This window comes from Paenibacillus sp. GCM10012306, from assembly GCF_042649265.1.
Taxonomy (GTDB): Bacteria; Bacillota; Bacilli; order Paenibacillales; family Paenibacillaceae; genus Paenibacillus_AQ.
Map to the genome: position 1 here is coordinate 303,862 of NZ_JBHRYW010000007.1, position 25,979 is coordinate 329,840.

Genomic DNA, 25,979 nt, shown 5'->3' on the forward strand with positions numbered 1-25,979 from the left:
TTCACTTCCCGTCTTTTTTCTGTTCCGTTTATCTAACATGAGCTCAAGTTATGAACGTAAGGCTCGACCGTCACTACCGTGAGGCTTGGACTTCGGTTGCTAGCCTAGCTTAAATCCCAGCCAGCACCTGATACCAGACTCCACGCTTGGAGTACAGCGTGCTACGCACTTCGTTCCAGCCACCCAGGTACTGGATGTCGAACAGACCGGCCGGGATGGGATAATGACTTTCGTTGTCAGTATATACCTGTTTATTGACCGGACGGAAACCATGCTTCGCAAAGATTTCCTGTGCCTGTGGGCTCAGCAGGTAAGCAACAAGTGCATCCGCGGCCTCGCGAGTACCGTGCTTCTCTGCGTATTTGTCTACAACCGCCAGCGGGTTTTCAATGAGAAGGGTATCCTGCGGAATAATCACCTCATATTTGACCCCTTTGGCGATCCGCGCGAGCAGTTCGTTCTCATAGGTAACGATCACATCGCCAACACCGTATTCGAAGGCGGCCATCGATGCCCGGCCGCTTTTGTCCAGCGACTCCACATTGGCATGTACGCTCTCCAGGAAAGCCTTGGCAGCAGCGGGATCCTTCACCCCTTTCTGCTCCTCAGACAGCTTCAGGCCCGCCCCATAGATGGCGTTGATATCCCACTGGGCGCCGCCAGACGTCTTTGGATTGGGGTAAAGCACCTTAATCCCCGGCTTCGCCAGATCCGCAAAACCGTGAATGCCCTTCGGGTTGCCCTCCCGGGTTCCCAGGGCTACTACCGAGCGGGTGACCATCCCGTCCTCACCGCCTTTGCTTTTCCAGTCTGGCTGTACAAGTCCCGCCTTGACCAGCTTGTCGACGTCCCCCTCCATCGCCAGCAGCGTGACATCCGCCTCAAAGCCACCAGTAATGGCCCGGGACTGAGTACCCGATGCCTCGTAAGACTGCTGGAACTCCAGAGTCTGCCCCGTATCCGCTTTCCATTTGGCCGCAAAAAGCGGTAAGACTTCTTCCATAGCATCCTTGACCACGCTATAGGCACCGATGACCAGTGTAAGGTCGCCTTTGCGCGGGGTCTCGGGAGCCGCATTACTATCCTTCCCTTCACTCACACAGCCTGTTATCGCTAGTACAAGCACAACCAGCATTAGAGCGGCGAGCCATCCGTGCAGTTGTCTGCTCCTTTTGCGAGGCTTCATTGCGGCCCACATCCCTTTAAAATTGTTAGATGATTGTTCTTCATCGGCTCAAGTCCGCTTGCTGATCACGCGAGTGAGCAGACATGGTCACGGAGATTAACGGGAGTTTTTCCAGTTATTTAAGAAATACCTCTCACTCCACACGCCTCATCTTCGTACAACCTTTTATAACAGCACCTTTATCATTCTTTAAAAGAAAATAGCCTAGCTTGGATTGAATTGAATTGGATTGAATTGGATTGGATTGGATTGAATTAGATAAAATAAATTAAATAAATACCGGCATCGGGTCTTCCTTCAGGTTGTTCTCCTGAATCCAGCTATGATCCTCGTTGAACAGGTAAGCGCGGTGCACCAGCACGGATATTTCCTGCCCCACCTGCAAGGTCTCTTTCTCCAGGGAACGGTAGGTCACGAGCTTGTGGCCGTTCACTTCGATCTCTACCAGCCATTCGCTGCCGCGGAAATGCAGATGCTTCACGATGCCCTGCTCTGTAGCTGATGCGACTTTAAATTCATTTAGACTGCCTACTTCGATGTATTCGGGACGGATCAGCGCTTTGGTCGGCTTGCCACCACCAGTATTGTCAAAGCCCTTCAGCTCGGAAGCATTCTCGATTAGCGTGGATTCACCGATGAATGTTGCGACGAACGGGGTTTTCGGCTCTTTGTAAATATCCCACGGAGTACCCTTCTGCTCCAGACGCCCCTGATTGATGATCATAATCTCGTCTGCCACTTCAATCGCTTCATCCTGGTCATGAGTAACGAAGATGGAGGTGATGCCTACACGTTCTATCAGTTCACGCAGCCATGAGCGCAGCTCCTGGCGGATCTTCGCATCAATCGCCGCAAACGGCTCATCCAGCAGCAACAGCTGCGGTTCCGGTGCGAGCGCCCGAGCGAATGCCACACGCTGACGCTGACCGCCTGACAACTGGTGCGGATAGCGTTTTTCAAAACCCTTAAGACCCGTCAACTCCACGAGTTCAGTCACCCGGTCCCGGATAGCTGCCTTGCTTGCTTTTTTCACCTTTAGGCCAAAGGCAATATTCTCAAATACGGTCATGTGCTTGAACAGTGCATAGTTCTGGAAAACGAAGCCGATTCCGCGCTCCTGAGGAGGAAGGTTGTTGACAGTCTGACCATGAAAAATAATCTCCCCGCTATCCGGTGACTCCAGCCCTGCCAGCATGCGCAGGATCGAGGTTTTGCCACCGCCGCTTGGGCCGAGCAGGCCGATCAGATGTCCCTTGGTAATTCCGAACTCCACATCCTTGACGGCATGAAAATCTCCAAAATGCTTATTTAACCCTCGGACTTCGACATGCATATCAATGCACTCCCTTTCTTCTCTTGGTCCATTCCATCAACAGCAGCAGACCTACGGAAAAAGCCGCCAGCACAAGCGCTACACCGCCCGCAGCGGTTACATTAAAATTCTCGACATCCTGATATACGAGCGTAGTGGCCGTTTGCGTTTTATTCATGATATTGCCCGAGACGACCAGCACCGCCCCGAATTCGCCCAGCGAGCGGGCGACCGTCAAAATAACACCGTACATCGCCGCCCAGCGGATTGAGGGCCAGGTAACTTTCCAGAAGGTCGTCCAGCCATAAGCACCAAGCGTCGAAGCCGCTTCCTCCTGCTGAGAGCCAATCTCCTGCAGCACAGGCATAATCTCACGCACCATCAGTGGGAACGTCACAAAGAGTGTGGCAATGACCATACCGGGAAAAGCATACACAATCTTCAGCCCGATCTCTTCAAAAAGCGTGCCAAGCGCGCTATCCGGCCCGAGCAGCAGCACAATCATCAAACCGCCAATTACCGGCGACACCGCATACGGCAGATCGACAATACTGTTCAGCAAGCTTTTCAGCCGCCGTCCAATAAAGCGGGCCCGGACCAGATAAAGAGCCAACATAATGCCGAACAACGTGTTCAGCAGCGTAACCACGATCACAACAAAGCCGGTCATCATCAGCGCGTGCAGCGCTTCCGGCCGGACCAAGGCACTCCACAATCCAACAGGTCCCTGACTGAAGGCGCCGATGGTCATTTTGCCCAGTGGAGCAGCAATGAGTAGAAAGAACACCAGGTACGTTAAGCCAATCCAAAGTCTTCTCATGATGATCTTCTCCCCCGCATCTGTACCATATTGATCAGCCATAGGATGAGGAAGGATAAGGTCAGGAGGATGATGGATACGGCCGAAGCCCCTACGGGATTGTCGCTCTCCACTTCACCGTAGATAAAAACAGAGGATACCAATGTGCGGCCCGGGATATTACCGGCTACGAGCACTACCGCCCCAAACTCCGCCAGCGCCCTTGAGAAGGCCAGCATGCCGCCACCAATCATTCCGGGAGCCATGGACGGCAGAATCACCTGACGGAACACCCTAACTCCCTTGGCGCCCATCGTATATGCAGCCTCTTCTTCGGAAGGGTCCAACTCCTCCAGCAGCGGCTGCACTGCACGAATTACAAAAGGAAACGTAACAAACACCATAGCAATGACGATAGCCGGCTGGTGGAAGACAATCTCGAAGCCCAGCTTCTCTGCGATCCCGCCTATCAGACTTCCCGGTCCGAGTAGCAGCAGAATCATTAATCCTCCCACTGCCGTAGGCAGGGCAAACGGTAGATCCACCAGACTGTTCAGCAAGGCCTTGCCGGGAAACTTGTAGCGAATCAGAACCCAGGCAATCATCGTACCCAGCAGCACATTGATGGAGGCTGCGATCACAGCCAGCTTTAACGTCAGCAGTACCGATTTCCAGGCAATCGGATCACTGAGGCTTTCGGCGAAATTACCAAAACCCAGCGAGAAGGAGCTATAATACACCCCAAGAATCGGCAGTACAATCAACACTACAAAATACAACAAGATCGTCGAGCGAAAACCCCATGTCCATCCCTTGTGTCTAAGCAGCGAATTCAACGATTAGTCCTCCCACCTCCGGATTACCGGTCGGTATAGTTGCCTTTACGCGCAGCATTATTCCCATTAATATACTCGGTTTAATATAAACACTACTTTATCAAAATCGCCTTGCTAACGTCAATTACTTTCCAGCCTTTTTGGGGTAAAATATGTAATGAAAACCATTTCCCCTTGGAATAGGGTTCATTTTAGCGGTTCATGCTGTTCAGGTTTGTTGATCCAGAGAGGAGAAATGTAGCATGCTGAATACGATCCAACTATCTACAAGCAAGCGTGACGAACTGCGGGATATTACCCGCGAGGTGGTATCTTACGTTAAAAAGAGCGGTGTTCAGAATGGAATTATCGTCGTCTATTGTCCACACACCACAGCGGGAATTGCGATTAATGAGAATGCCGATCCCGACGTGAAGCATGATGTCCTGATGCGGCTGGATGAGGTCTACCCTTGGAAGCATCCACAATATCGCCATGCAGAGGGCAATACGGCCTCCCACTTGAAATCCATTACCGCAGGACCTTCACAGAGCATCATCATTCATGATGGTGAGCTGCTATTAGGACGCTGGCAAGGTATTTATTTTTGCGAATTTGACGGGCCCAGACACAGAGAATATTATCTAAAAATCATCGAGGGATAAAAACAAGAGGACCGCTTACGGCTGCTACCGTAAAGCGGCCTCTTTAAAATGTATAGTTCCTATAACACTTTCATCAAGCAGAGAAGTGATGTTATACCAATGCAATGCTTTAAAGCGTAAACTTATAAAAAAAGCAAGCTCTACAGATTGCGGCATAATACCTTGATATGGGAGACTGCTTCCGCTTTGACATCCTCAAAAGATACTTTATCCTGAATATAGTAAGAGATAAATCCATGTGCAGATAAAAATAAGGTCAACGGCATACTCTGCCAGTCCCCATGTACATATCCTTCTTCTTTCATATGACGGCGTACAATACTTGCAAATAAATCAAAACATCGTCCCTGTTCTGCTCTACAATAGGCCAACAGCTCTTCGTCACGGATCATGAACATGATCTCGTATTGATAAGGATGATCCAGTCCGAACCGGATAAACTCCATAATCAGCTGCTCCACCCGTGTCATACCTTCTTCCGGGGGCGTATTCATCGCCTGGCTCAGCAGTGCAGCCACATAATTGAAATCCTCGACAACAATGGCGTAGAACAACTCCGCCTTTTCCTTGAAGTGATAATAGAGGGAGCCATGGCTGTACCCCAAGTGCTGCCCTATGCTGCGCATGGAAATTGCCCGGTATCCTTTGGTAATAAACAAATGCCTGGCTGCCTCAAGTATCCTTTCCCTCGACAACTCCTGCTCCACTGCTCTTCTTGCCATCGTCTATTCCCCTTCGTTGTAGTAAAGCCGCCGCCCTTCCGTTACCAAGGCTTGGCCTTGGGTTAGATCTGTTATCCATGCCATAAATGCATCGCCCTCATCATTGCGTGGCAGACAGGTCAGTGTCACTTTGTCGGTGAATGAAGTCTCGCCGGTCTGAATACCTCTGCCCCGGAGCTCGTTCTCAACCTTGCCCAGCCAGGTGTAATCCAGTTCAACGAATACCTCACGCCTCAGTACACGGGTGATGACCTCTCCTGCTTCAAGCGCGATTGCTGCTCCATCTGCGTAAGCCCGGATCAGCCCTCCAGCTCCCAGCATGATACCTCCGAAATAACGGGTGACAACAATTGCGACATTTTTAACCCCTTGGCTGCGGATTACCTCCAAAATCGGTTTGCCGGCTGTTCCGCTCGGCTCTCCGTCGTCAGACTGCCTCTGGATCTCGTCCCTCTCACCAATCATAAATGCTGAGCAATTATGTGTGGCGTTCCAATGCTGCTTCTTGATGTCTTCGATAAATTGCACCGCTTCTTCTTCATTCTCCACCGGCATAACATGGCCGATAAAGCGTGACTTACGGATTACGATCTCCTGTGACCCAGGAGCGCGAACCGTCCGGTATTGTTCCAGCATGATTCTCCAGTCCTTATACGCAAATAATAGCTAAATATATATGAGGAGCAGCCCGCGGTAATGATACCTATGGACTGCTCCAGTGTGAGTTACGCTAGTATGAGAGTTGTTGCTTCGGTGTAGCCGATGTTACTCGGTAAGTCTGGCTTCCAGCTCAGCCTTTTCCTTCTCGTAACCCGGTTTGCCCAGCAATGCGAACATGTTCTTCTTGTAAGCTTCCACGCCCGGTTGGTCAAAAGGATTGACGCCCAGCAGGTATCCGCTGATCCCGCAGGCTTTTTCAAAGAAATAAACCAGATATCCGAAAGTATACGGTGTTTGGTCCGGAATAGTGACGATCAGGTTCGGCACTTGTCCGTCTGTGTGCGCCAGCATTGTTCCCTGGAAAGCCTTCTTGTTGACAAAATCCATTGTTTTGCCAGTCAGGAAGTTCAAACCGTCCAGATCATCCGGATCATTCTCGATTGTTACGTGATGAGCCACTTGCTCCACTTGGATAACCGTTTCGAAGATGTTGCGGTTACCTTCCTGGATGAATTGACCCATGGAGTGAAGATCTGTCGAGAAATCAACGGAGGAAGGATAAATCCCCTTGAAGTCCTTACCTTCGCTCTCGCCGTACAGCTGTTTCCACCATTCAGAGACAAAGTGCAGGGAAGGCTCGTAGTTAACGAGGATTTCCGTTGTTTTGCCTTTGCGGTACAAAGCGTTACGTACAGCAGCGTACTGATAACTTTGGTTCGTTGCCACGTCCGGGTTGTTGAACTCGTCAGCTGCAGCGGCTGCGCCTTGCATCATTTCTTCAATGTTGATGCCTGCAACAGCGATTGGCAGAAGGCCTACCGGTGTCAGTACGGAATAACGTCCGCCTACATCATCAGGGATGATGAACGACTCATAGCCTTCTTCATTAGCCAGCTTCTTGAGTGCGCCCTTCTCCTTGTCTGTAGTAGCGTAGATGCGCTTGCGAGCCTCTTCCTTGCCGTATTTCTTCTCCAGCGCTGCGCGGAAAATGCGGAAAGCGATAGCCGGTTCAGTTGTAGTACCGGATTTGGAGATTACGTTCACGGAGAAGTCTTTGCCTTCTACGAGATCAAGCAGGTGTGTAATGTATGTGGAGCTGATATTGTTACCGGCAAAATAAACTTCCGGCGTCTTGCGTTTGTCTTTGGAAAGATTATTGTAGAAGGAATGGGAAAGCGCCTCGATTGCTGCGCGAGCCCCCAGATAAGAACCGCCGATACCGATAACGATAAGTACTTCGGAATCATTCTGGATCTTCTTGGCAGCCTGCTGAATGCGGGCGAATTCTTCCTTGTCATATGCTGTTGGCAGATCGATCCACCCCAGGTAGTCGGAGCCTGTTCCTGTTCCGTTATGTAGCTGCTCGTGAGCCAGCTTTACTGGAGCTGCGAAGTTGTCGATTTCATTCTGTCCAATAAAAGACAGGGCTTTACTGTAGTCAAAATTAATCTTTTTAGACATGTGTAATGGTAACCTCCTGTTTGTCTCTTTAAATTTGACACCGTTTGTTACAACTTTATAATAGGATACTTTAATTTTCCGGGGCTGGCAAGGTCTTAGGTCACAACCCGGGCTTTAGAACGATGTTTTTGAACAAAACTGAAAACGCTGCCTAAAAGTGAAGCGCACTCTACCCTGTGGAACCTGTACTAAACGCATGCTAGAATGGAGAAAAGTGCTCCACAAATCCTGTCGAATTTAACAGAAACCCAATAGCGAAGGTGTGAAAAGTAATGACAACTATCGGCTTTATCGGACTCGGAACAATGGGAGCGCCAATGGCCTCCAACCTGCTTCGCGGTGGATTTCAGGTCACCGTTTACAACCGCACAGCTTCCAAGTGCATTCCTCTTGTAGAAGAAGGTGCTCAGGCGGCAGCAACTCCCCGTGCAGCAGCAGAAGGTAAGGATGTTATTATTACCATGATCAGCAACGATGATTCCATCCGTGAAGTGTATTACGGGGAAGAGGGCATTCTCGAAACGCTGAAGCCCGGAACCGTCGTGATTGATTCCAGTACGATCTCCCCTGGACTGGTACAAGAAATTGCAGCAGCAGTAGAAGCGCGCGGCAGCCAGTTCCTTGATGCACCGGTAACTGGCAGCAAGCCAGCAGCCGTGGATGGCACGCTGGTATTCATGGTCGGCGGTAGCGCCGAAGTCATTGAAGCGAACCGCGCCCTCTTCGATACCATGGGCAAAAAGCTGCTGCACATGGGCGGCAACGGCAGTGGCGCCGTCGCCAAGCTGGCCCACAATACCATGGTAGGCATCCATAACGTTGCGCTTGCCGAAGGCTTCTCCATCGCCGTGAAATCAGGCGTTCCGGCGGACAAGTTCCTGGAACTGGTGCAGCTCGGCTCAGCAGGCAGTAAGCAGGCAGAGCTCAAAGGCCGCAAGATCATCGAGAATGACTTCAGCAACCAGTTCTCACTGGCACTGATGCTCAAGGACCTGAAGCTCGCTGCTTCGCTCAGCGATGCCACAGGCGTTCCTACGCCAATGCTGGGACTCGCCAAAAGCCTGTTCCAAGCCGGCTACACCCAGGGCTATGGCGAAGAAGATCTCTCTGCTGTAGTCAAAACCTACGAGTCCTGGATTGGTCAAAAAATCGGTGAAGATAAGCCGGAGCAATAATATAGCTTCGCTGTAGCTGAAGAATTCGCTGCATTGAACAAAAAGACTGCTTTTCTGGACCAGCGGGTCCGGCGAAAGCAGTCTTTTTGATGTAACAAGAAACAGTAACTTAGGTATCGTCAGGTTGCTCCGTCGATCAACCGAGCGCTGTAACCCAAGCTATGCGGAAGAAAAGCTGCTCCCCAGCTCCTTTTGGCAGTTAGCCTATTTCTGAGATGCAACGGGAGCAAGCGCAAAAAAGAGCCCCGCACAAGCGGAGCTCCTTCATAAATATCTATTCTACAAATTACAACTCTGGGTAAGAACAGCAATAATCCGTTACACTGAACACTTCCAACGCAAATTTGGAGTTGCCTGGAACATGGAAGGTTTCAGGGCCTTTGATCTCCTGCCATACCTCAGCGCCCGGAAGCAGCACTTTCAGGTCACCGGACAGAATCTCCATGATCTCTGGGCCATCCGTACCAAACTCATATACGCCTGGAAGCATGATGCCAAGTGTTACTTTGGTTCCATCCTCCAGATGAACCGTACGGCTGGTTACTTGCCCTCCATAATAAACATTGGCTGCCTTGACAATCGTCGCATTGTTAAACTCGCTCATGTCCTGTTCTCCCCCTATAGTTGCAATAGCTTACAGCAAAGCTTTTACGCGGCTAACTACATTCTCCACAGTGAAACCATACTCTTTGATTACAGTATCGCCAGGCGCGGAAGCACCGAAGGTTGTGATACCCAGGATGTCGCCTTGATCTCCAGTGTAACGTTCCCAACCGAAGGTTTGCGCCATTTCAATCGCCAGACGGGCTTTAACTCCCGGCAGGATAACGGAATCGCGGTAAGCTTTGTCTTGTTTTTCGAACAGATCCCAGCTTGGCAAGCTGATAACACGTACATCAATGCCTTCTTCAGCCAACGCAGCTTGTGCTTTCACAGCCAGTTGAACTTCGGAACCAGTGGCAATGATTTGTGCTTGCGGTGTGCCATTCTTCGCATCGGATACAACGTATCCACCGCGTTTGATGTTCTCGCGCACGCCTTCCACAGTACCAGCAAGGATCGGCAGGTTTTGACGAGTAAGCACCAGTGCTACCGGGTTGGACTTGTTCTCGAGCGCATATGCCCAAGCTGCCGAAGTTTCGTTGGCATCAGCCGGACGAATCACAGTCAGACCTGGAATGATACGCAGAGAAGCCAATTGTTCGATCGGCTCGTGCGTAGGACCATCTTCACCAACAGCGATACTGTCGTGAGTCAGAACATAGGTTACAGGCAGCTTCATGATGGAAGCCAGACGAACTGCCGGACGCAAGTAATCAGTAAATACGAAGAACGTACCGCCGAATACTTTCAGACCGCTGTGCAGTGCAATCCCGTTCATCGCTGCTGCCATACCGAATTCACGAACGCCGAAGTAGATATTGCGGCCTTCATAGGATTCAGATGTAAATACAGGCAGGTCTTTCAGGTGAGTCATCGTGGAACTCTCAAGGTCTGCAGAACCACCAACCAGTTGTGGTACGCTTGGAGCCAGACCGTTCAGTGCACTACCGGAAGCCACACGTGTGGACACGGCTTTGTCTTCTGTTGTGTAGAACGGAAGATTAGCATCCCAGCCTTCTGGAAGCTCACCATTCAAAGCAGTTTCGAACTGGGCAGCCAGTTCAGGATACGCTTTTTTATAAGCTGCGAACTGCTCGTCCCATGCTTTGTTAGCGGCAATACCCTTATCTTTCACTTCTGCAAAACGTGCACGAACTTCATCCGGCACATAGAAATCTTCTTCGTATACCCATTTGTAGAATTCCTTGGTCAGCTTCGCTTCTTCTGCACCCAGCGGAGAACCGTGTGTACCACCATGACCGCCTTTACCTTGCTTGTTCGGGCTACCGTAACCGATAACGGTTTTGACTTCTATCAATGTTGGTTTGTTCAGTTCAGCTTGTGCTTCAGCAATCGCTTTTTCGATAGCAGGAAGATCGTTGCCATCCTCTACACGCAGCACTTGCCAGCCATAAGCTTCAAAACGTTGAGCTACGTTCTCGGAGAACGCCAGGTTCAGCTTCCCGTCAAGGGAAATATCATTGGAATCGTACAGGACTACCAACTTGCCCAGCTTCAAATGACCAGCGAGGGAAGCGGATTCGGAAGAAATTCCTTCCATCAAGTCGCCGTCACCACAGATTGCATAGGTAAAGTGGTCGACGATTTTATGTTGATCTTTGTTATAAGTAGCTCCCAGTTGGGCTTCAGCCATAGCCATACCCACAGCCATACCAATCCCTTGTCCAAGCGGGCCTGTTGTAGCGTCAACGCCAGCAGTGTGGCCGAACTCCGGGTGTCCTGGTGTCAAGCTGCCCCATTGGCGGAATTGCTTCAATTCTTCCATAGGCAGATCATAACCACTCAGGTGCAAGAGGCTGTACAGCAACATCGAGCCATGTCCTGCGGACAATACAAAACGGTCACGGTTCACCCATGTCGGATGTTCCGGGTTATGATTCATTGTTTTTGCAAACAATTGATAGCCCATCGGTGCGGAACCCATCGGCATACCTGGATGTCCGGAATTTGCTTTTTCAATTGCATCAATGGACAGGGTACGGATCGTTGTGATCGCCAGATTGTCGATAGTGGAGTTCTCTTCCTTCTGGATAGCTTGTGTAGAATCACTCATTTTAAATTGTCCTCCTCTGAAATCTCAAGAATGTCATTTTGACTCTTATTGTATCACTAGTGTAGAAGCATTACCATTTCTTTTTGCACGCACTGGTCTTAGGTCCAGTATTTGTTTAAGACTAAAGTTTGTTTTACTACGCCGGATTATACAGTAAGATGGAATAACTCAGGCATTATTTTACCTAAATATCCATTAACACCAACAGAAAGGGACCTCCGACATGACTCAAAGCAAACATATTTATATTGTGTTGACCGGAACGGGTACCGCTTTCAGTGGTTTTATCCGCTTGTTCACAAGGGCCGCTCTGAATCATGCCTCCATTGCCTTTGATCCTGAATTGCGGGAAGTCTACAGCTTCGGTAGAAAAAAAATGTACAACCCGTTTGTCGCCGGGCTTATACGAGAGAACTTTGTGGACCCTTTTTATAACAGTGCAAACTGTGCCATTTATCAATTAAAGGTATCTAATGAAGAATACGACACCATGTATAATCACGTTCAGGGCATGATGCAACAACAGGACCGCTACAAATATCATTTGCTGGGCCTGGTCGGGGTATTATTTAATATTAAAATCGATAGGGAAAACGCCTATTTCTGCTCGCATTTCGTCGCGTCTGTCTTCGAAGAGACCCAGAGGCTTCCTGTGAATAAACCATCCTGCTTCGTGACGCCAGAGGACTTCGCCCTCTCGTTGTATCACCATAAGATTTATAGTGGCAAGCTGTGCTATTACCTGCGCATGATCAATTACAATTCGACTCGCTCAGGCAAGCACATTGTGACCTCTAGTACCGCCAGAATAATGAAGGACATAGAAAAACAGGCAGAGGAAGCCGTTGTTTAATCGACATTCCTCCACCGTTCACGCGTGCTATTTTATGCGATGAAACCGGAAATACTCTGACCAATCGTCCAGGATTTGAATCGTTACCTTATCGATCTTGACCTGATATTCGTTCGTAGCCGTGAAGGTGAACGTAAGGGGGCCGTCAGGCAGCTTTTCAAAAGAGGAGTCATACAGCTCCCCCTTCCATACCAGCTTATCCTCATTATCCGGACGAAGCTGCGTGCTGTATCCGCCCGGCATAGTCACCTCCACCGTATCCGGCAACCCTGTAGTGTCCGCCAGGAAAACAAATTTCTCTCCCGCCCAAAACACGCTATAACCCCGTGGCTGCTCTCTGTCACCACTCTTCTTCAGATTATAATTCTGTCGGTTCAAATTCCACTCTTCCGTATGCTTCACTCCGCCTTTAACACTCAATAAATTCACCATGAGATACTTCCGTGCGGAAACATTACTCCAATCGAAACCGTCAAACACTTCAACCTCTACCGCATACTTTTCATTCTCGATCAGTGCTCCGGCTGGAGTTTGCCACTGCTTCGCACCTGAGACCTGGTCCCCGGATTGTACTTTTATCGCTCCTGTAGCCAGATTGATGATTCTTACACGGAAACGTTGCTGCAGATCTCCATCCTCATCCTGGTAATCCCACTTGATGATTGGAGTCAGTGTACTGGCGATTGTTGGCTTACTAGGGTTGTCACTTGTTGGATAGGTGATGTTGACCTTCGGCAACCGGTTCACCACAGTGATATTTTGCGATAGCTCTCTGAACAGCCCCAGCGAATCGGTAACAACCTGACGATAGGTAAATGTACCGTTAGATGTGAACTGTTTGGTGATGTCCTTCTGTGAGCTAGCAAGTGCTTCTGCTCCACTTCCAGGCTTGAGATAATATCTGTAACTGATGCTATCTCCCTTCGACTCGTCTGGATCGGAAGCTGTGCTCTTGATGTTTAGAACATCCGTCCGATAGATCGGCACCTTCGTAGCATCCTTGCCTGTATCTGTAATCAGCGTAAACCCAGGTCTCGGCGGGTTGTCGATGATGAACGACTTTTCATTGGAAACCTCAGACCACGAATTTTTAGAATAGGCCCGTCCTAAAACCGTGAAGTATTCAAAGCGTTCAAAAGTATTATTTGGTATTTGATACTGCCTAAGTAGACCAGTAGGATCCGGATTTTCAATGGTCTTCACTAAGAGTCCATCCTTCATAAAAAACTCCAATCTATACTTTTCCTGTGGATCATTCTCAGGATCGGCATACATCCATTTAATTAAAGGATCTCCTTCTAGCACTGCATCAATTACCGTAGGATTAGTAGCTGTACCACTTGGGTTCGTTAAAGCCATCGATGGTGGTAAGTTTTCCTTCACATTGACTTGTAGAGCAGCGATGTTTGACTTGTCACCGATCTGATCGATCGCCCAATGTTCAATTGTGTATACTCCTGGATCTAGGAAAGTAAGCGCAATATCGCGAGTAGTATAGGATTTAATCAATCCATCACTGCTTTTAACTTTCCAGTAATACTCTAGAGAACTTTGATCTGATGTATCCTCATCGTAAGCTCCTGACGTGTATTGTTTCGTATCATATTGGTTTGCGGACGACGGTCCATTAATCAAAGCAACCGGTATATGATTTTTAACAGCAAAGGTTCGAGTAGCGTAAGAACTTAACATACCATCTGATGCTTGAAGCTGCATTTCCCAACCATCTGATATCGCTTTTTTATGGGATATTCCATTTCGATTAATAAGCTCTCGAATAGTCATAGACTGATATCGATTGTTTCCTGCCCAGTAGTAAGGAGAATTATTAAATTTCGCATTCCAGGCATAAGCTAATACATCTCCATCTTCATCCGGATCAGGAGTTAAGTTATCCATCGTAATAACCGTATCACGGTACACTTCGCTTGGCATCATAAAAGCAGCAGCCGGCGGGTGATTGATCACCAGCACATTTTGACTGTAGGCTTCGGACCACAGGCCACGATTATTATGAACCTGTAGTCTGATTTCGTAATTACCAACTCCATATGATGCTATATTGGGCGGAATAGTTGCACCACCCCAATGTTCAAATACCTTATTCCATTCATCCTTAATTACAGTCCAGTAATATATATCTAAAGGAGCATTATCTGGATCGAAGGACTTGTCCGTAATGGTTGTGGACTTGCGGTAGGATACGATATTTGGATTAACGGTAAACATTGCTACAGGCGGTAGAACCCCTGCTGTATTCCCAACAGTTCGTTCACACCAGTCACTCCAAACTCCGATTCCATTATTGCCGTCTATATCTCTAACCCTCAAACGTATATTATAATTTTCAGTTGAAGAAGATACATTCTGCAGCTGTCCGTCTGTCCACATCTCATCCGAACTTTTTTTATATTGCCATTGCCACTGCATAATCCCTTTATCAGAACTTGAGATATGATCTAAATCGTAGGACAAATCTACCAATTGCACATTTCCATTTATTAGCTTAGCCGAAAACAATGCTATAGGTTTGCGATGCACTTGAAAACTCATCGTTGAGGCTGCATCACGACTCCACATTTGATATTCAGCAAAGCGAGCATCCGACTTCGGGTTATCCTTTGCTTGATAACTCACTACGTACTGACCCGTATAAGGAAAAGAAGTGTAAAGACTTGTTCTCCATAGTCCCGAATCACCGATAATCCCCATTGAGTTATCAAAGTAATTCGGATCATGATCATATTTTACCCGTTCGGCATACTTAGGATCACCTTCATAGTCCTCATAGGTAGTACCACTATTCACGATTGGAGTATTAACAAGAACAAAAGCATTACGTTTTAGCCGGTTGGTTACTTTTAAATTCAAATTCACCGAATCCGACATATTTGAAGGGTCTGCCACTTTTACCGTCATCGTGTAATCGCCAGGAGGAATCGAATCCCCTATAGCGTCTAATGGGATGGAGAAATACTGATAACCTAGTGTTTGAGATACTTCTGTCTTCCTATAAAAAATATTGGGTATCTCAGCGCTTATGATTAGATTATCATTATCAGGATCATGAACATATCCCTCGATGTTAAGTGTATTTCTCCCAGGCTCATTTTGCAGCACCTGGTTATTCGGTGTGTTTAAAGAAATGGTGGGTGGGCTATTAGGGATTAAGCGAAATACTTTGGTAAGCGTTATATTAACTGACGGACCACTTACTCCATACATAGGACCCCTGCGCATTGAATCCTGCTGTCCCGCTGAAAAGTAATATTTCATCACTAATCCTACTGGAACGCCTCCAGCCCCTTTTTTTGTACTATAAACATCTTTTGCTAAATTGAATGTGTGCGAAATGGAATTTTCCGCAAACGGCCCTTGAAACCAAGTCATTTGTAGCGGGGTCCAACTGGTATTGGAATACCAGCCATTTGGACAACCATAACTAGTTGCCGGTAGATCTGTTGATTGCCCCTCTCCAATTGCCGCTACACAGAGATCGTTCGCAATGACACGTACATCTGTAGAACTTTGAGAAGGAACTAAGTTTGCTGTAGTCGTCATTGTTGCATCTGAATTCAGATCGAATGTTAATTGTCCTGTTGCCTTATTATATTTAAGATTCGTTAGCTTGTGATCATTGATAGATGCAGTAATATTACCGGATCTCCACCCTGCATCAAAATATTGTGCTGCAGCAGGTATGTTTATATCTTTGAAATTGATAATATTCGGATCACCAGTAGCAGCTTCGGCGGTTTGAAGATAATAATTAGGAAAAACGCTAAATACCAATGAGATTACAAGGAATAAAGATAGTATTTTTTTTGTCATTTAATCACCTCTTCTACCAGGACCAATCAACTTCTGGTGCTCGATTTTTCACTTCCACTATCCGTGAGCTTAATTTTTGTCCATCTGAATTTGTGGATTTACGGTCTGCTAAAGTGACGAACTCATCGATCGTAGGCTGACCAAATTCCTCAAAAACGGTTAGGCGAATTTCATATTTCCCAACCTCACTAAGCAGCAGATTTAAACGATCCTCATTGTCATTACTGAAGATCACCCATGGTTCTCCGTCAAAACTTCCGTCATTATTAGAGTCATAGCGATATTCCCACAATCTGCGTCCCACTACATCTTTATCAGGGGAATACGACATATCATCCAAAGAAACTACTGCCTTGTTTCCGTAATCAGGACTTCTATAGACTACTGCCGGCATAGTGAAGTAAGCATATGGTGCTTCATCTGGAATAATATCAAAAGTAATCTCGTTTGTAGCAGAATATCCAAGCGTGTTTTCTACATAAATCGAAGCTTTATATTTACCAGCCCTTTTGAATAGAATATCTTTACTTTCAAAATCAGATAATGTACCGGCATATTTAATATCTGCATTCGTTCCGCCAGAGACAGCGGTTATGGTCACTCTCGTCTTTGAAGAAACTAACGGAAACCGTGTGGGACTCTGGCTTTTAGACATTAATGTAGTCTTTCGATTTTGCTTAAGCGTCCCTTCTATTACTAAACTCGCTGATGGTGTTGGCTCAATTACCGTAACTTGGGTGCTTGTACTGCCAAATAGATTATCATTATCTACAACTGTCAGCGCAATAGGATACGTCTTTCCAATCTGCTCTCTGGTATACCAGACATAACCTCTTGAGTTGTTTCCGATCTCCCCCTGTGCTCCCGAGGTATCCCACCAGTAATCCTTAATGTATCCATCCGGATCATAGGAAGCAGCTCCACTAACAAGCATATCATCCCCAGCTTTTATGTATCTTGGTGCTGATATTCTTGCTACAGGTGGCTTTCCTTCAGGGGGTGTAGGAACGGCTGGGGGCGAAGGAAAAGAAACCTCAGGCTTATTCTTATAAACACCCGCCGAAATTTCTAAAAGCTGTTCCAATGAATCAATAGGTCCATTTTTAGTAACAATAGGTTTTTTGAAACGAACAAGAACCCTTAGCGCATAATCTTGAGTATGGGTTTCGCCCTTCACATCCGGTTTTTTTATCGTAAAATCAAATACGGTGCTAACATTGAAAGTCTTTGCAGTTTCTTTTTTCGTTTGTAGGGTCTGGTCCCTATTTTTCTCTTTTGCATAGAAGACCCACTCTTGAATGTTTGAGGCATCCGTGTAACCTTGCAGCTGTCCCATTAAAGCGATTTGCACGGGTACATCCGTATCTCCCAGTTTTGTAGGATTTGGATTAGGTTTGTTTAGAGTTGCTGTTCCGGTAAGGGTAGGTTCTGTTGGGAGATTGTAATCAAACGAGATATCTCCACTATATTTATAAGAGGTTACATTCGCTGAGGCTGTAAAGTAGTATTTTAATGCTGTTCTATACCGTCTACCCAATGCATGACCGCTTTTATCAAAATTTTCACTCAATGGTTCAGGACCATAATTTTTCAAAGCCGCATCAGTTTTATAATAGATTATAAATTGTTTTCCATTTACTACATTATGATTAACATATGTTGGTGGAAGAAGATCTGTAGGTACAACTAATTGGACAGAGGACTCTATGATCTGAGTTGGATCAATTACCGAATTCACACTCTTGTCGTACCATTTAATCCCGGATCGTGATACTTCTGACTGAGTCACCACCTTCATATCCGGGGGATCTTCTCTAGGTATCTCATTACCTTGTCCATTCGTATTGTGATGTTTCTGAGCGTTAAGGTAGGGGTCCCACTCATTTATTTGCCATCTCACACCATCTGAATATCGCCAAATTGAATTGCCGGGCGTTGTTTCAAATAGATATCTAAAAGAACCGAAATACCCGAGCACATTATCGATTCGTTGCTTCGATTCCACACCCTTTAAAGTCACTTTTATTTTCCCATTCTCTATTGATAAATTTACTCTCTGACTAGTACCATTATACTTTAGAGATGAGGTATTAATCGAAGAACTGGATACACCACTAGGAAGATCTAAGTAATATGTCTTCTGACTATTGGCAGATCCAGTAAGAATTTCTGAGGGTATTGACACTGTTTTGTTTAGCGTATTAGCTGCCCTCGTTTCCAGCGAAAAAGATGTTAAAAACAACGTAAATGTAAATATAGCAATGCATAGTTTTTTCATATAGACTATTCCTCTGGCATATTCACAATGTATTTTTCTTGAAATTGGCCATTAACATTAACGTAAATAGAGATATCTTTAGGATCTTTAATATATCCATACATCTGATAGGTAGATAGTTGTTCACCTGGTTTCAATACCCAATCCCACAATGCTTCTCTATTATTGAGCTCATCTACTTTCTTTCCAGGAGTGGGTGCATCGAGGCTACTGCCATTTACATTTATACGCCATTTCGGACTCAAATCTCTTGCACCTTGCTGAATGATCTTATTACTTTTATTTTCAATGGTTAACTTTGTCCATACCATATATTTAGTAGGTGTTCTATAAATTCTATCTGAATAACCATATTTCTTCATGAGCGTTTGCGCTTCAGTAGATTTCACGTCGTAGAACATCAGCTTCTCCAGCGTGTAACTCAAACCCCCAGCAGTAACAGTAACCGGCAGCTCAATGTCCTTTTTCAATCCAAACTTAAACAAGTTATCTGTCATGACCGGCTGGGCTTTTGTAGTAGGAGCTGCTGCTGCATCTGCTTTCGAATCGTCCACTGCACCCTGTCCCAAAATTCCACCTACCAACATGGTTGCTGCTAGAGTTACCTTCATCATTGTGTTCTTCATTCGAAACATCTCCTTTAGAATATTTATTTGATGCCCTGCTAAGTCTCACCACAGATCAGCCTTACCACTCCAAATATGCTTCAGTTCATCTCCACCGGGTAGTTTTTCCGCCATACCTGAACAGGTCATCCGCCAAAAACAGGGTTATGTATTACGGCAATAGAGCCCGAGATAATACCATCCTCACAGGCTCCAGTTGCCGCTAAAATTACTTATTGTACTTGTACTCCTGAACTGCCGGTACGGTAATGGCTTCTTGCTTTTTTGTTCTAGCAATCAATACCGGATGCTTGGTTTCTATCACCGCTATAACGGAAGGACCTTGTATATATTTGGTGATGCCGTATTTACGGTCCTCGTAGAGTAGCGGGAAACTTGCTCCTTTGGATTCATCTACGATATCGAACTTTACGATTTTGACCTTGTCTCGAAATCTACTTCCAGCCTTGGGAGAGAGATCAATACCTAGCCCCAAATTATGGCGAAGCGAATCCTCAAAGGTCGCATAAGCTTGGGCGGGATCGATAATCAGCCGGCCCTGCGCGCGGGCAGTCTCATCCATTTCTTGTGCAGCATCATGGACTGCGACGTTACTAGCATCCTTCAGCATGCTCCGCACGGTGTCCCATTCCTGATTCTGAATCTGAAAAAACCAGGAATAAATAAAGATCAGCAGCACAAAAGCCAGTTTGATAATATAGTCCATCTGTTAGCCCATCCCCATCTAGTCCAAATACTCACTCATTATGGATCCATGCCCGTAATAACGTGTCGGCTGCGACATGCCAGAGAATTTGTAAGGAAACAGATTCAGTCGCGGTGCTGTTACATAGACGTCAATTCGCTGCTTGCGCGCCTGCACGCTTTCCGTACTGCTGGTGATTGAGATCGAAGCTTCTGGAAAACCGACCGCCTTCAGGTTAGATATCACTTCGCTTCTCATTGCAGAGGTAACCATTCCCTCAGTAGCCGCCTTTTGCGTCAGAAAAGAGGTGTTGGCCTTTACCTGCAGATCGAGTAAATAATCAAGATAAGTGAATATCGGCTGCAAAATAATAAAGAGGACAAGCCACATGAACAATGCCCTGAGGACAGTCGCTTTCACGGATTCTGCCCCCTTCTAGTATTGCTCTACTTGCTTTGTATAAGTAATGATGTCATCCTGGCTGTCGCCAATAATGCCAGTAGCCGCAGTGATAAATATCCCGGCGATGACAAAGCCTATGGCCAGAAAAACCGCAACAGAAATAGAGTCCTTTTTCATAACTCGTTACACTTGACCGTTTAACAACAAATGGGTTGCAGCACTTTGAATCTGTCCAGACGGTTGTACAATCATCACTTTAGGAATGTCCGGTTTACTGTCACGCGCATTATTAACGACATCCCTGACGACAGGAACCAGGATGGCGATAACGATAGCAACACACAAAAATCCGATAGCGATAAACATACCTGTAGATATAGCGTCTTTTTTCATTGTTAATATCTCCCTTTTAATTGTATATTTTTATTCGATTCTTGAATATGACATTTTTTCACTGAAACATACCTACACCGCCAAAATCCCCTTTTATTAACATGATGTACTGCATCGCCAAACAAACAATCATCAAAAAGGTGGCGATCGACGGAATTACGTTCACAATCGTTGAAATATCCCCGATAAAGGACCATTTTCGCAAATACTGATCGCTGGAGATTTTCGAAATGATTTTCCCCTGTTCCCGCAAATAGTTGGCGGCTTCGACATCGTCGTCCATACTCTCGGTAGCCAGCAAAATAGAACGGATATCGTTAATAAAGCTATGGTTCGCCGGAAACCTTCCACAAAACCATTCTATGGCCGGTTCCACCCCTTCATCGACCGCACGCTCTGACAACTCACGCAGATCCTGGCGGATATACTGAAAATGATCTGCAGAGCCTCCGCAAAAAGCAGACAGTTGGACATATCCATGTTTTCGCAGCCTGTTATTCTCATATAGACGAATGAAGGAGATCAGCTCACCGTCCTTTTGAACCATCGTTCTCTGGTGATACCATGACAACAGCCAGCCGAACGGAAGATAGCGCACAGGACTAGTAACCACTAGAATGAGACCTGCAATCAATGGATCATAGAGTGAAAATGGTGCGGCGCGAATGAAATCTCCGATAATCTGGAGCAGAAGATAGATAAGCGCGGCAGAGTAGCGAAACAGGGTGATTTTCTGGGCCGATACAGGTATTCCGCTATGATCCAGCAGTTGCTGAAGGCGGTCATTCTGTACACGCTCACCAATCTTATTCCACTTTAGGCCAAGCCTAAGAATATAGCGTTCCTGCTTACTGCTACTGCTCACAAAAACTAGCAACGCAACGTACGCAACTCCCAATGTGGCAAGTAATAAAAATAATCTATCCATAGTTCATCACCTTAATGGTAGTCCAGTTTAGGTCTGGCAAGAACCGTGCTGATGACAAAGGAAATAAAGAGTCCCGTAATAATGATCATCAAAAAGGTCAGGCCAAGCGGAGTCTCAAACTGCAGTCGCAGGTACACATCAGGCTTCAGCATGTAGATAAAGGTTCCGACAGAAGAAAATAGCACCACCAGATTACCGTACAGCCCCAGGCTGATTGCGTCTCGACTGTTTGCTTTTACCGAAATAATAGTCTCGCGCTGTTGCTCCATCGAGCGGTTCAGCATCATAAGCGAGTTCTTCAGATAACGTGTACCTTCTTTCTCCGAATACAACAAATCCGACACAAACTCCACGGCGAAGGTTGTTCCAATCGCGGAAGAGAAGCGTGCAGCCTCCTCATTCAGTTCTCTTTCACTGCTGTAATTGGAAAAGGCGGCGCCAAGCAGCTTGAGCGGGGTCTTCAGCACGTTATCCTCTGTGAGAAAATCCGCTGTTTTGTTCAGGATGGAATCTACCGATAGATGTGTGAATTTCGTCGATATTTTTACCACATCCAGTAGATCGTAGCTTCCTCTTACCTTACGCTGCGCATGGACATACCTTAGCCGGAAGTACGGAATCATCGCAGAAATAAAAGCTGCAAATAACGGAAAACGCCAGGCCCCTTGAATGGGCACCCCCTGCTTAAAAGTAACTCCCTCCATAAAAGGGTTAGAGAAGCTCAAACGACCGGGAAGCTCGCTTAGTGTCAATAGACCAGACAAGAAAACCGCCGTAAACACAATGCCAGAACCAAACATAAAACGCATCACACTGATCCCGGGCTCGTACTTCCGCTGAGCAAAATAAAGCAGGTGATCCAGATGGCGATAGATCCACAGCCTCTTCCGAAACCTGCTGACCTTTTGCCCGAACATGCTGGCCTTACGGTGCAGCTTCTGATCCAACTTCTGCCCAAGCTGCCGCAAATGCTGCTCTACGAGCGGTTTAATCATCAGCCATAATGCCCATACCACCAGAACATGCAGAGCAAACCGTAGTAAATACTGCAAAAGATTCATAGATTCACCGCCTTACTTGTTAAGAACAATCCGCGATTTCAAGCTTTCCTTCAGGGGCTCCACCATCGGTTTGAGACCGGCCAGATGTCCAAGCTCCTTGAGCAGTATTTTGGCGGCTGTGGCGTTTTTCTTCGCCATCTTGGTCATCAGCGCCTCTGTCAGCTCATCGTTGTATGTCCACTCCGCCCGCACCTCGTCCCAGCGCATCAGATCATTGGCAAAAACTGAATTACGGGCCTCATCGTAAAACACCTCCGAAATACGGGACAACCGCTTCTTCCCATTAGGAATGCTCTCCAGAATAAAGACCAGTTCACAGGCCTTCAGGGCAGAAATAAGATGGCCCTCCAGGCTACCACCAATCCGAGTCGATACAGCAAAAGCCCCTTGATACGGAATATCCTCCGAGTCAACTGTGTGAAACGTGCCGGTGATGCCGTCATAGCCCTTTTCGCCGCTCCAGAGATAAAATTCCCATTCGTTATAGCGCATCTCGGTCATGTAGACGATGTTTGGGTCATGCCGCAGCGATTCCACGCCGACCTCCATCAATTCCTCATTAGCTGCCTGGATTGGAATAATTCGATGGCCTTTGATCTGATACGGCAGCGTAGATTCCGGATGCTTCTCAATCATGACCACCCCCATGCAGGAGGTAGAACCCAGCAGCTGCTCACCGACAATCGTATTGGCAAACGTTGTTTTACCCGAACCGACAGCACCTGCGATGATCGTGTTACGGAATGTCCCAGCGAGCGCCCGAATCAGCTCCACAGCTTCTACCGGGATGCATTCCGTGCCAGCCTGATCATCCAGATCAAGAAACTCCACAACCTGACGTCTAAGCGAGATTGTCGTGAAGCCCTCCCAGACCCGCGGGGACACCCAGATTGCCAGCCGGATGAAACGTCCGGGCCAGAGTGGATCGTCCATTTTAAACTCAACCGAAGGGTGATCCTTGTTCAGCTTTTTGTTAGGGTCGCTCTTCAGCAAAGATCGCTTCAGCTGTTCCACCCGATCCAGAGAAGGCATCTCGTACGGATAAGGCACGAACTGTCCCTTGTGGTTATAAAAGATCTGTTTTCCTATCATCTGCAGTCCCGTAGACTCGCTGTATGCCCGGTCGGTAAACCAGCGGTAGGCTGGACCGAAGCCCTTCCATTCGTGGAAAAGAGCCTCCGCTGCTGTCCGGTAGGCCTCCGGCACCTGACCTGTGAACGGTGTTTTGCGCAGATACTTTTCAATTTCATTCATAAAATAACTGACCGCCTGGGGATCACCAATCAGAGCCTTGGCATTAAGCTGGAAATAGTAATCATCCTCCCGCTCCAATCCCGCATTCATATCATTTTTCATTTTTTGCAGAAAAGCGTAGAAATCTTCTTTCCCGGGCTTGCTGCTGCGCATCACACTTCTTTTAAGCGAAAAAGGCTCCTGAACACTAATCATGAGAACAATCCCTTCTTGCGTGTCTCAGGTGCCAATCCAAGTGCCACCATTAAGAAACGCACCTTATCATCGACCTGCTGAAGCTCTCTTTTGCCAAGCGGGAGATTCTCCTGAAAGGATTGAACATATGGGATTTCCAGCATAATCTCGCTGCCGATCCGATGCGCAAGATTTTTCGGTGTCGTAATCTCTTCCAGATTGCTTCTGTTAATAATCAGTTGAAAATCCTGTGGTCCCAGATCCATGTGCCCGGCCAACTCTAGCAAGGGTTCCAGTCTATATTCGTGCTTGGGATGGGTGACGATCAGTCGCAGCGCACTTTGATGCATCCCCACATACCAGGCAGCACTTTCCGGAATGGAGCCAAAATCAGCAATCACGATATCGGCATTCTCCGCTGCCCGGGCCAAAAGATACTCGATCTCCTCTTCCTGATAATCCTGGGCGCTCAAGTAGTCATAGTTGCCCGGCAGATAAGCATAGCCGTCCTGCTTGATCAATTGCTCGAAATCCTCGGCGTGCAGCATCTTGCCTGTAATTCTTGGACGCAGCCTGTCCAGGCTGATTGTTGTTCTACGGTCAAAGCCTGGATCATACAAATCAAGGCCCAGTAAAATCACGCGTAAGCCAGCCGCAGCAAGTCTCCAGGCAAACAGCTTGGCCGCACTTGTGCAGCCGATTCCGGGACCTGACCCGAAAAACCCAACCAAATTGCTGCGTTTCTCGCCGTCCTCTTCCAGAATAAAATGGATTTTCTCGATAATCGCCAATGAAGTTGATCGAGGCGGGATAAAATGAATCCCCAGGCTCTCGCATAACATATGCACCGGCTGATAGCCGTGAACTCCCTTTTGCATATACAGATAAAGAATCGTCGTTACCGGGTATCGGTGGCGCAGCTCACGCAAAGTCTGTACCGGGACCTGCTCGCTGGTTGCCAGAAGCATGTGCCCCTCCGTATGGGGCGGATCAGGCAGCACATTTTGAGTGACGACTGTAAAGCCAGCATTTTTAATCTCATTGACAGTCAGTTGATCCATTCCAAAGCTAAAAATCTTCAATTACGTTCTCCCTCCTACTCCACCCGCACAATCCACAGCTTCTTACCCTGCTCCAAATATTGGCCTAAGCGCTGACCATCACTTTTCTTCAGCTTCAGTTCAGGTGATGCGACCTTCCCCGTCGATGTGAACCGATTATTCGTGTTGCCATGCTCCGAGTCGAGCACATCATTATTATCCTCCGAGCGCACATAGTTCACTGTGGCTCCGGCCAGAAACAGCGATGCTCCAGAGTCAGGAAGCTCTGCAGCCTCCTTACCGTCACTTAAAACTCCTGGCGTGTTGTCTATACCGTTGGCAGCATTGCGCTCTCTAGCTGCACTAGCATTGCGAGAATCACCCTCGACCAGATAAATATCCACCTTGTCCCGGCTGCGCAATGAACCATTGATGGCATAAATCCCCTCCTTCGGAATTGGGAATATTCCTTCATCAGCCGTAGGCTCCAGCTCGCTGACATCAATCAGGTAGTCGGTGAGAATACTCCCATTCGTTAAATTGACATTTGTGATTTTATGTTCGACCTTCCGGATATCTGTAACGACACCGGCGGGAATGTCCTTGGTCTGAACAGAATCCAGGTACAGATCACTAGCGGTCAACTCATAATTTTTAGGCAAAAAATTGCCGTCTGCTACCTTGACCTTCACTACCGTCTGGGCCAACACGTAGGGCTTGAAATATAGATCGTAGCCAAGTAGACCGCCGAACCCTGTAATCAGAATCAGAAATGCGAAAAAATAATTACGTTTTAGCAAATGCCTTCGCTGTAAAGACAAGCCCTCTGCCTCCTTCAAAATACTAATTTTGCCCACGACAAAATGCACTTTGGCATGGATATCCAAAATGCTGGTAAAATGCTTTTTTACCTGTAGGGAATTAAGAAAGTTATAAGATTATCCAAGAGGAACTACACTGGGGGATTCTGCGGAATGAGCAT

The 25,979-nt window shown here is 47.1% G+C and carries 24 protein-coding genes; 3 read left to right on the forward strand and 21 right to left on the reverse strand.

Annotated features, from left to right (window positions below; translation table 11 throughout):
- Nucleotides 1-109: 109 nt before the first annotated feature.
- The 4 genes from ACFORK_RS17310 to cysT all read right to left on the reverse strand — a co-directional run bounded on the left by ACFORK_RS17310 (nt 110) and on the right by cysT (nt 4,133).
- Nucleotides 110-1,186 carry a sulfate ABC transporter substrate-binding protein gene (locus tag ACFORK_RS17310; RefSeq protein ID WP_379201110.1) on the reverse strand — a complete coding sequence of 359 codons (1,077 nt, stop codon included), beginning with the start codon at nt 1,184-1,186 and terminating at the stop codon, nt 110-112.
- Nucleotides 1,187-1,454: 268 nt separating this feature from the next.
- The gene (locus ACFORK_RS17315; protein WP_379201112.1) at nt 1,455-2,519 is read right to left on the reverse strand and encodes a sulfate/molybdate ABC transporter ATP-binding protein; all 1,065 of its coding nucleotides are present in this window, start codon (nt 2,517-2,519) and stop codon (nt 1,455-1,457) included.
- A 1-nt stretch (nt 2,520) separates the two neighbouring features.
- Nucleotides 2,521-3,318, reverse strand: a complete 798-nt coding sequence (locus tag ACFORK_RS17320; RefSeq protein WP_379201114.1) for a sulfate ABC transporter permease — start codon at nt 3,316-3,318, stop codon at nt 2,521-2,523.
- A complete protein-coding gene (gene cysT / locus ACFORK_RS17325) occupies nt 3,315-4,133 on the reverse strand; it encodes a sulfate ABC transporter permease subunit CysT (protein ID WP_379201116.1) in 819 nt (272 codons plus the stop codon). Before cysT ends, ACFORK_RS17320 begins: the two co-directional genes overlap by 4 nt.
- 242 nt (nt 4,134-4,375) lie before the next feature.
- On the opposite strand from cysT, the gene ACFORK_RS17330 reads away from it, so the two are divergent.
- Entirely contained in the window at nt 4,376-4,777 is a 402-nt protein-coding gene (locus ACFORK_RS17330; protein ID WP_379201118.1) for a secondary thiamine-phosphate synthase enzyme YjbQ, read from the forward strand.
- Nucleotides 4,778-4,917: 140 nt separating this feature from the next.
- Here the strand turns inward: ACFORK_RS17330 and ACFORK_RS17335 are convergent, their stop codons facing one another.
- The 3 genes from ACFORK_RS17335 to ACFORK_RS17345 all read right to left on the reverse strand — a co-directional run bounded on the left by ACFORK_RS17335 (nt 4,918) and on the right by ACFORK_RS17345 (nt 7,620).
- Nucleotides 4,918-5,499, reverse strand: a complete 582-nt coding sequence (locus ACFORK_RS17335; protein ID WP_379201120.1) for a TetR/AcrR family transcriptional regulator — start codon at nt 5,497-5,499, stop codon at nt 4,918-4,920.
- 3 nt (nt 5,500-5,502) lie between these two features.
- Nucleotides 5,503-6,135, reverse strand: a complete 633-nt coding sequence (locus tag ACFORK_RS17340; RefSeq protein WP_379201122.1) for a YigZ family protein — start codon at nt 6,133-6,135, stop codon at nt 5,503-5,505.
- Nucleotides 6,136-6,264: 129 nt separating this feature from the next.
- Nucleotides 6,265-7,620 carry a glucose-6-phosphate isomerase gene (locus tag ACFORK_RS17345; protein WP_379201124.1) on the reverse strand — a complete coding sequence of 452 codons (1,356 nt, stop codon included), beginning with the start codon at nt 7,618-7,620 and terminating at the stop codon, nt 6,265-6,267.
- A gap of 272 nt (nt 7,621-7,892) precedes the next feature.
- On the opposite strand from ACFORK_RS17345, the gene ACFORK_RS17350 reads away from it, so the two are divergent.
- Entirely contained in the window at nt 7,893-8,795 is a 903-nt protein-coding gene (locus ACFORK_RS17350) for an NAD(P)-dependent oxidoreductase (RefSeq protein ID WP_379201126.1), read from the forward strand.
- Nucleotides 8,796-9,081: 286 nt separating this feature from the next.
- On the opposite strand, the gene ppnP is transcribed toward ACFORK_RS17350, so the two are convergent.
- The gene (gene ppnP, locus ACFORK_RS17355; protein WP_379201128.1) at nt 9,082-9,399 is read right to left on the reverse strand and encodes a pyrimidine/purine nucleoside phosphorylase; all 318 of its coding nucleotides are present in this window, start codon (nt 9,397-9,399) and stop codon (nt 9,082-9,084) included.
- 30 nt (nt 9,400-9,429) lie between these two features.
- The gene (tkt, locus tag ACFORK_RS17360; protein ID WP_379201130.1) at nt 9,430-11,472 is read right to left on the reverse strand and encodes a transketolase; all 2,043 of its coding nucleotides are present in this window, start codon (nt 11,470-11,472) and stop codon (nt 9,430-9,432) included.
- Nucleotides 11,473-11,695: 223 nt separating this feature from the next.
- Here tkt and ACFORK_RS17365 point away from each other — a divergent pair, with 223 nt between their 5' ends.
- Nucleotides 11,696-12,325, forward strand: coding sequence for a hypothetical protein (locus ACFORK_RS17365; RefSeq protein ID WP_379201132.1), 630 nt, complete (start codon nt 11,696-11,698; stop codon nt 12,323-12,325).
- Between the two features lie 27 nt (nt 12,326-12,352).
- Here ACFORK_RS17365 and ACFORK_RS17370 read toward each other — a convergent pair whose 3' ends face one another.
- The 12 genes from ACFORK_RS17370 to ACFORK_RS17425 form a co-directional block, all read right to left on the reverse strand.
- Nucleotides 12,353-16,156 (reverse strand): PKD/REJ-like domain-containing protein, encoded by a 3,804-nt coding sequence (locus ACFORK_RS17370; RefSeq protein WP_379201134.1) that lies wholly within the window; start codon nt 16,154-16,156, stop codon nt 12,353-12,355.
- A gap of 13 nt (nt 16,157-16,169) precedes the next feature.
- Nucleotides 16,170-18,434 (reverse strand): hypothetical protein, encoded by a 2,265-nt coding sequence (locus tag ACFORK_RS17375; RefSeq protein ID WP_379201136.1) that lies wholly within the window; start codon nt 18,432-18,434, stop codon nt 16,170-16,172.
- Between the two features lie 5 nt (nt 18,435-18,439).
- Complete coding sequence (locus tag ACFORK_RS17380; RefSeq protein WP_379201138.1) at nt 18,440-19,060, reverse strand: hypothetical protein; 621 nt, start codon at nt 19,058-19,060, stop codon at nt 18,440-18,442.
- 208 nt (nt 19,061-19,268) lie between these two features.
- Nucleotides 19,269-19,766: a hypothetical protein gene (locus ACFORK_RS17385; RefSeq protein ID WP_379201140.1), complete on the reverse strand. Its 498-nt coding sequence runs from the start codon at nt 19,764-19,766 to the stop codon at nt 19,269-19,271.
- A gap of 18 nt (nt 19,767-19,784) precedes the next feature.
- Nucleotides 19,785-20,165, reverse strand: coding sequence for a hypothetical protein (locus tag ACFORK_RS17390; RefSeq protein ID WP_175370638.1), 381 nt, complete (start codon nt 20,163-20,165; stop codon nt 19,785-19,787).
- A gap of 15 nt (nt 20,166-20,180) precedes the next feature.
- Nucleotides 20,181-20,324: a hypothetical protein gene (locus tag ACFORK_RS17395; protein WP_379201143.1), complete on the reverse strand. Its 144-nt coding sequence runs from the start codon at nt 20,322-20,324 to the stop codon at nt 20,181-20,183.
- A gap of 6 nt (nt 20,325-20,330) precedes the next feature.
- Complete coding sequence (locus ACFORK_RS17400; RefSeq protein WP_379201145.1) at nt 20,331-20,540, reverse strand: hypothetical protein; 210 nt, start codon at nt 20,538-20,540, stop codon at nt 20,331-20,333.
- 58 nt (nt 20,541-20,598) lie between these two features.
- On the reverse strand, nt 20,599-21,405 hold the full coding sequence (locus tag ACFORK_RS17405) for a hypothetical protein (RefSeq protein ID WP_379201147.1): 807 nt from the start codon (nt 21,403-21,405) through the stop codon (nt 20,599-20,601).
- 74 nt (nt 21,406-21,479) lie between these two features.
- Complete coding sequence (locus ACFORK_RS17410; protein ID WP_379201149.1) at nt 21,480-22,529, reverse strand: hypothetical protein; 1,050 nt, start codon at nt 22,527-22,529, stop codon at nt 21,480-21,482.
- Between the two features lie 12 nt (nt 22,530-22,541).
- Nucleotides 22,542-23,978, reverse strand: a complete 1,437-nt coding sequence (locus ACFORK_RS17415; protein ID WP_379201151.1) for an ATPase, T2SS/T4P/T4SS family — start codon at nt 23,976-23,978, stop codon at nt 22,542-22,544.
- On the reverse strand, nt 23,975-25,039 hold the full coding sequence (locus ACFORK_RS17420) for a CpaE/TadZ family protein (protein ID WP_379201153.1): 1,065 nt from the start codon (nt 25,037-25,039) through the stop codon (nt 23,975-23,977). The genes ACFORK_RS17415 and ACFORK_RS17420 overlap by 4 nt, the downstream gene beginning before the upstream one ends.
- A gap of 14 nt (nt 25,040-25,053) precedes the next feature.
- Nucleotides 25,054-25,818, reverse strand: coding sequence for a CpaB family protein (locus ACFORK_RS17425; protein WP_379201155.1), 765 nt, complete (start codon nt 25,816-25,818; stop codon nt 25,054-25,056).
- Between the last annotated feature and the right edge of the window lie 161 nt (nt 25,819-25,979).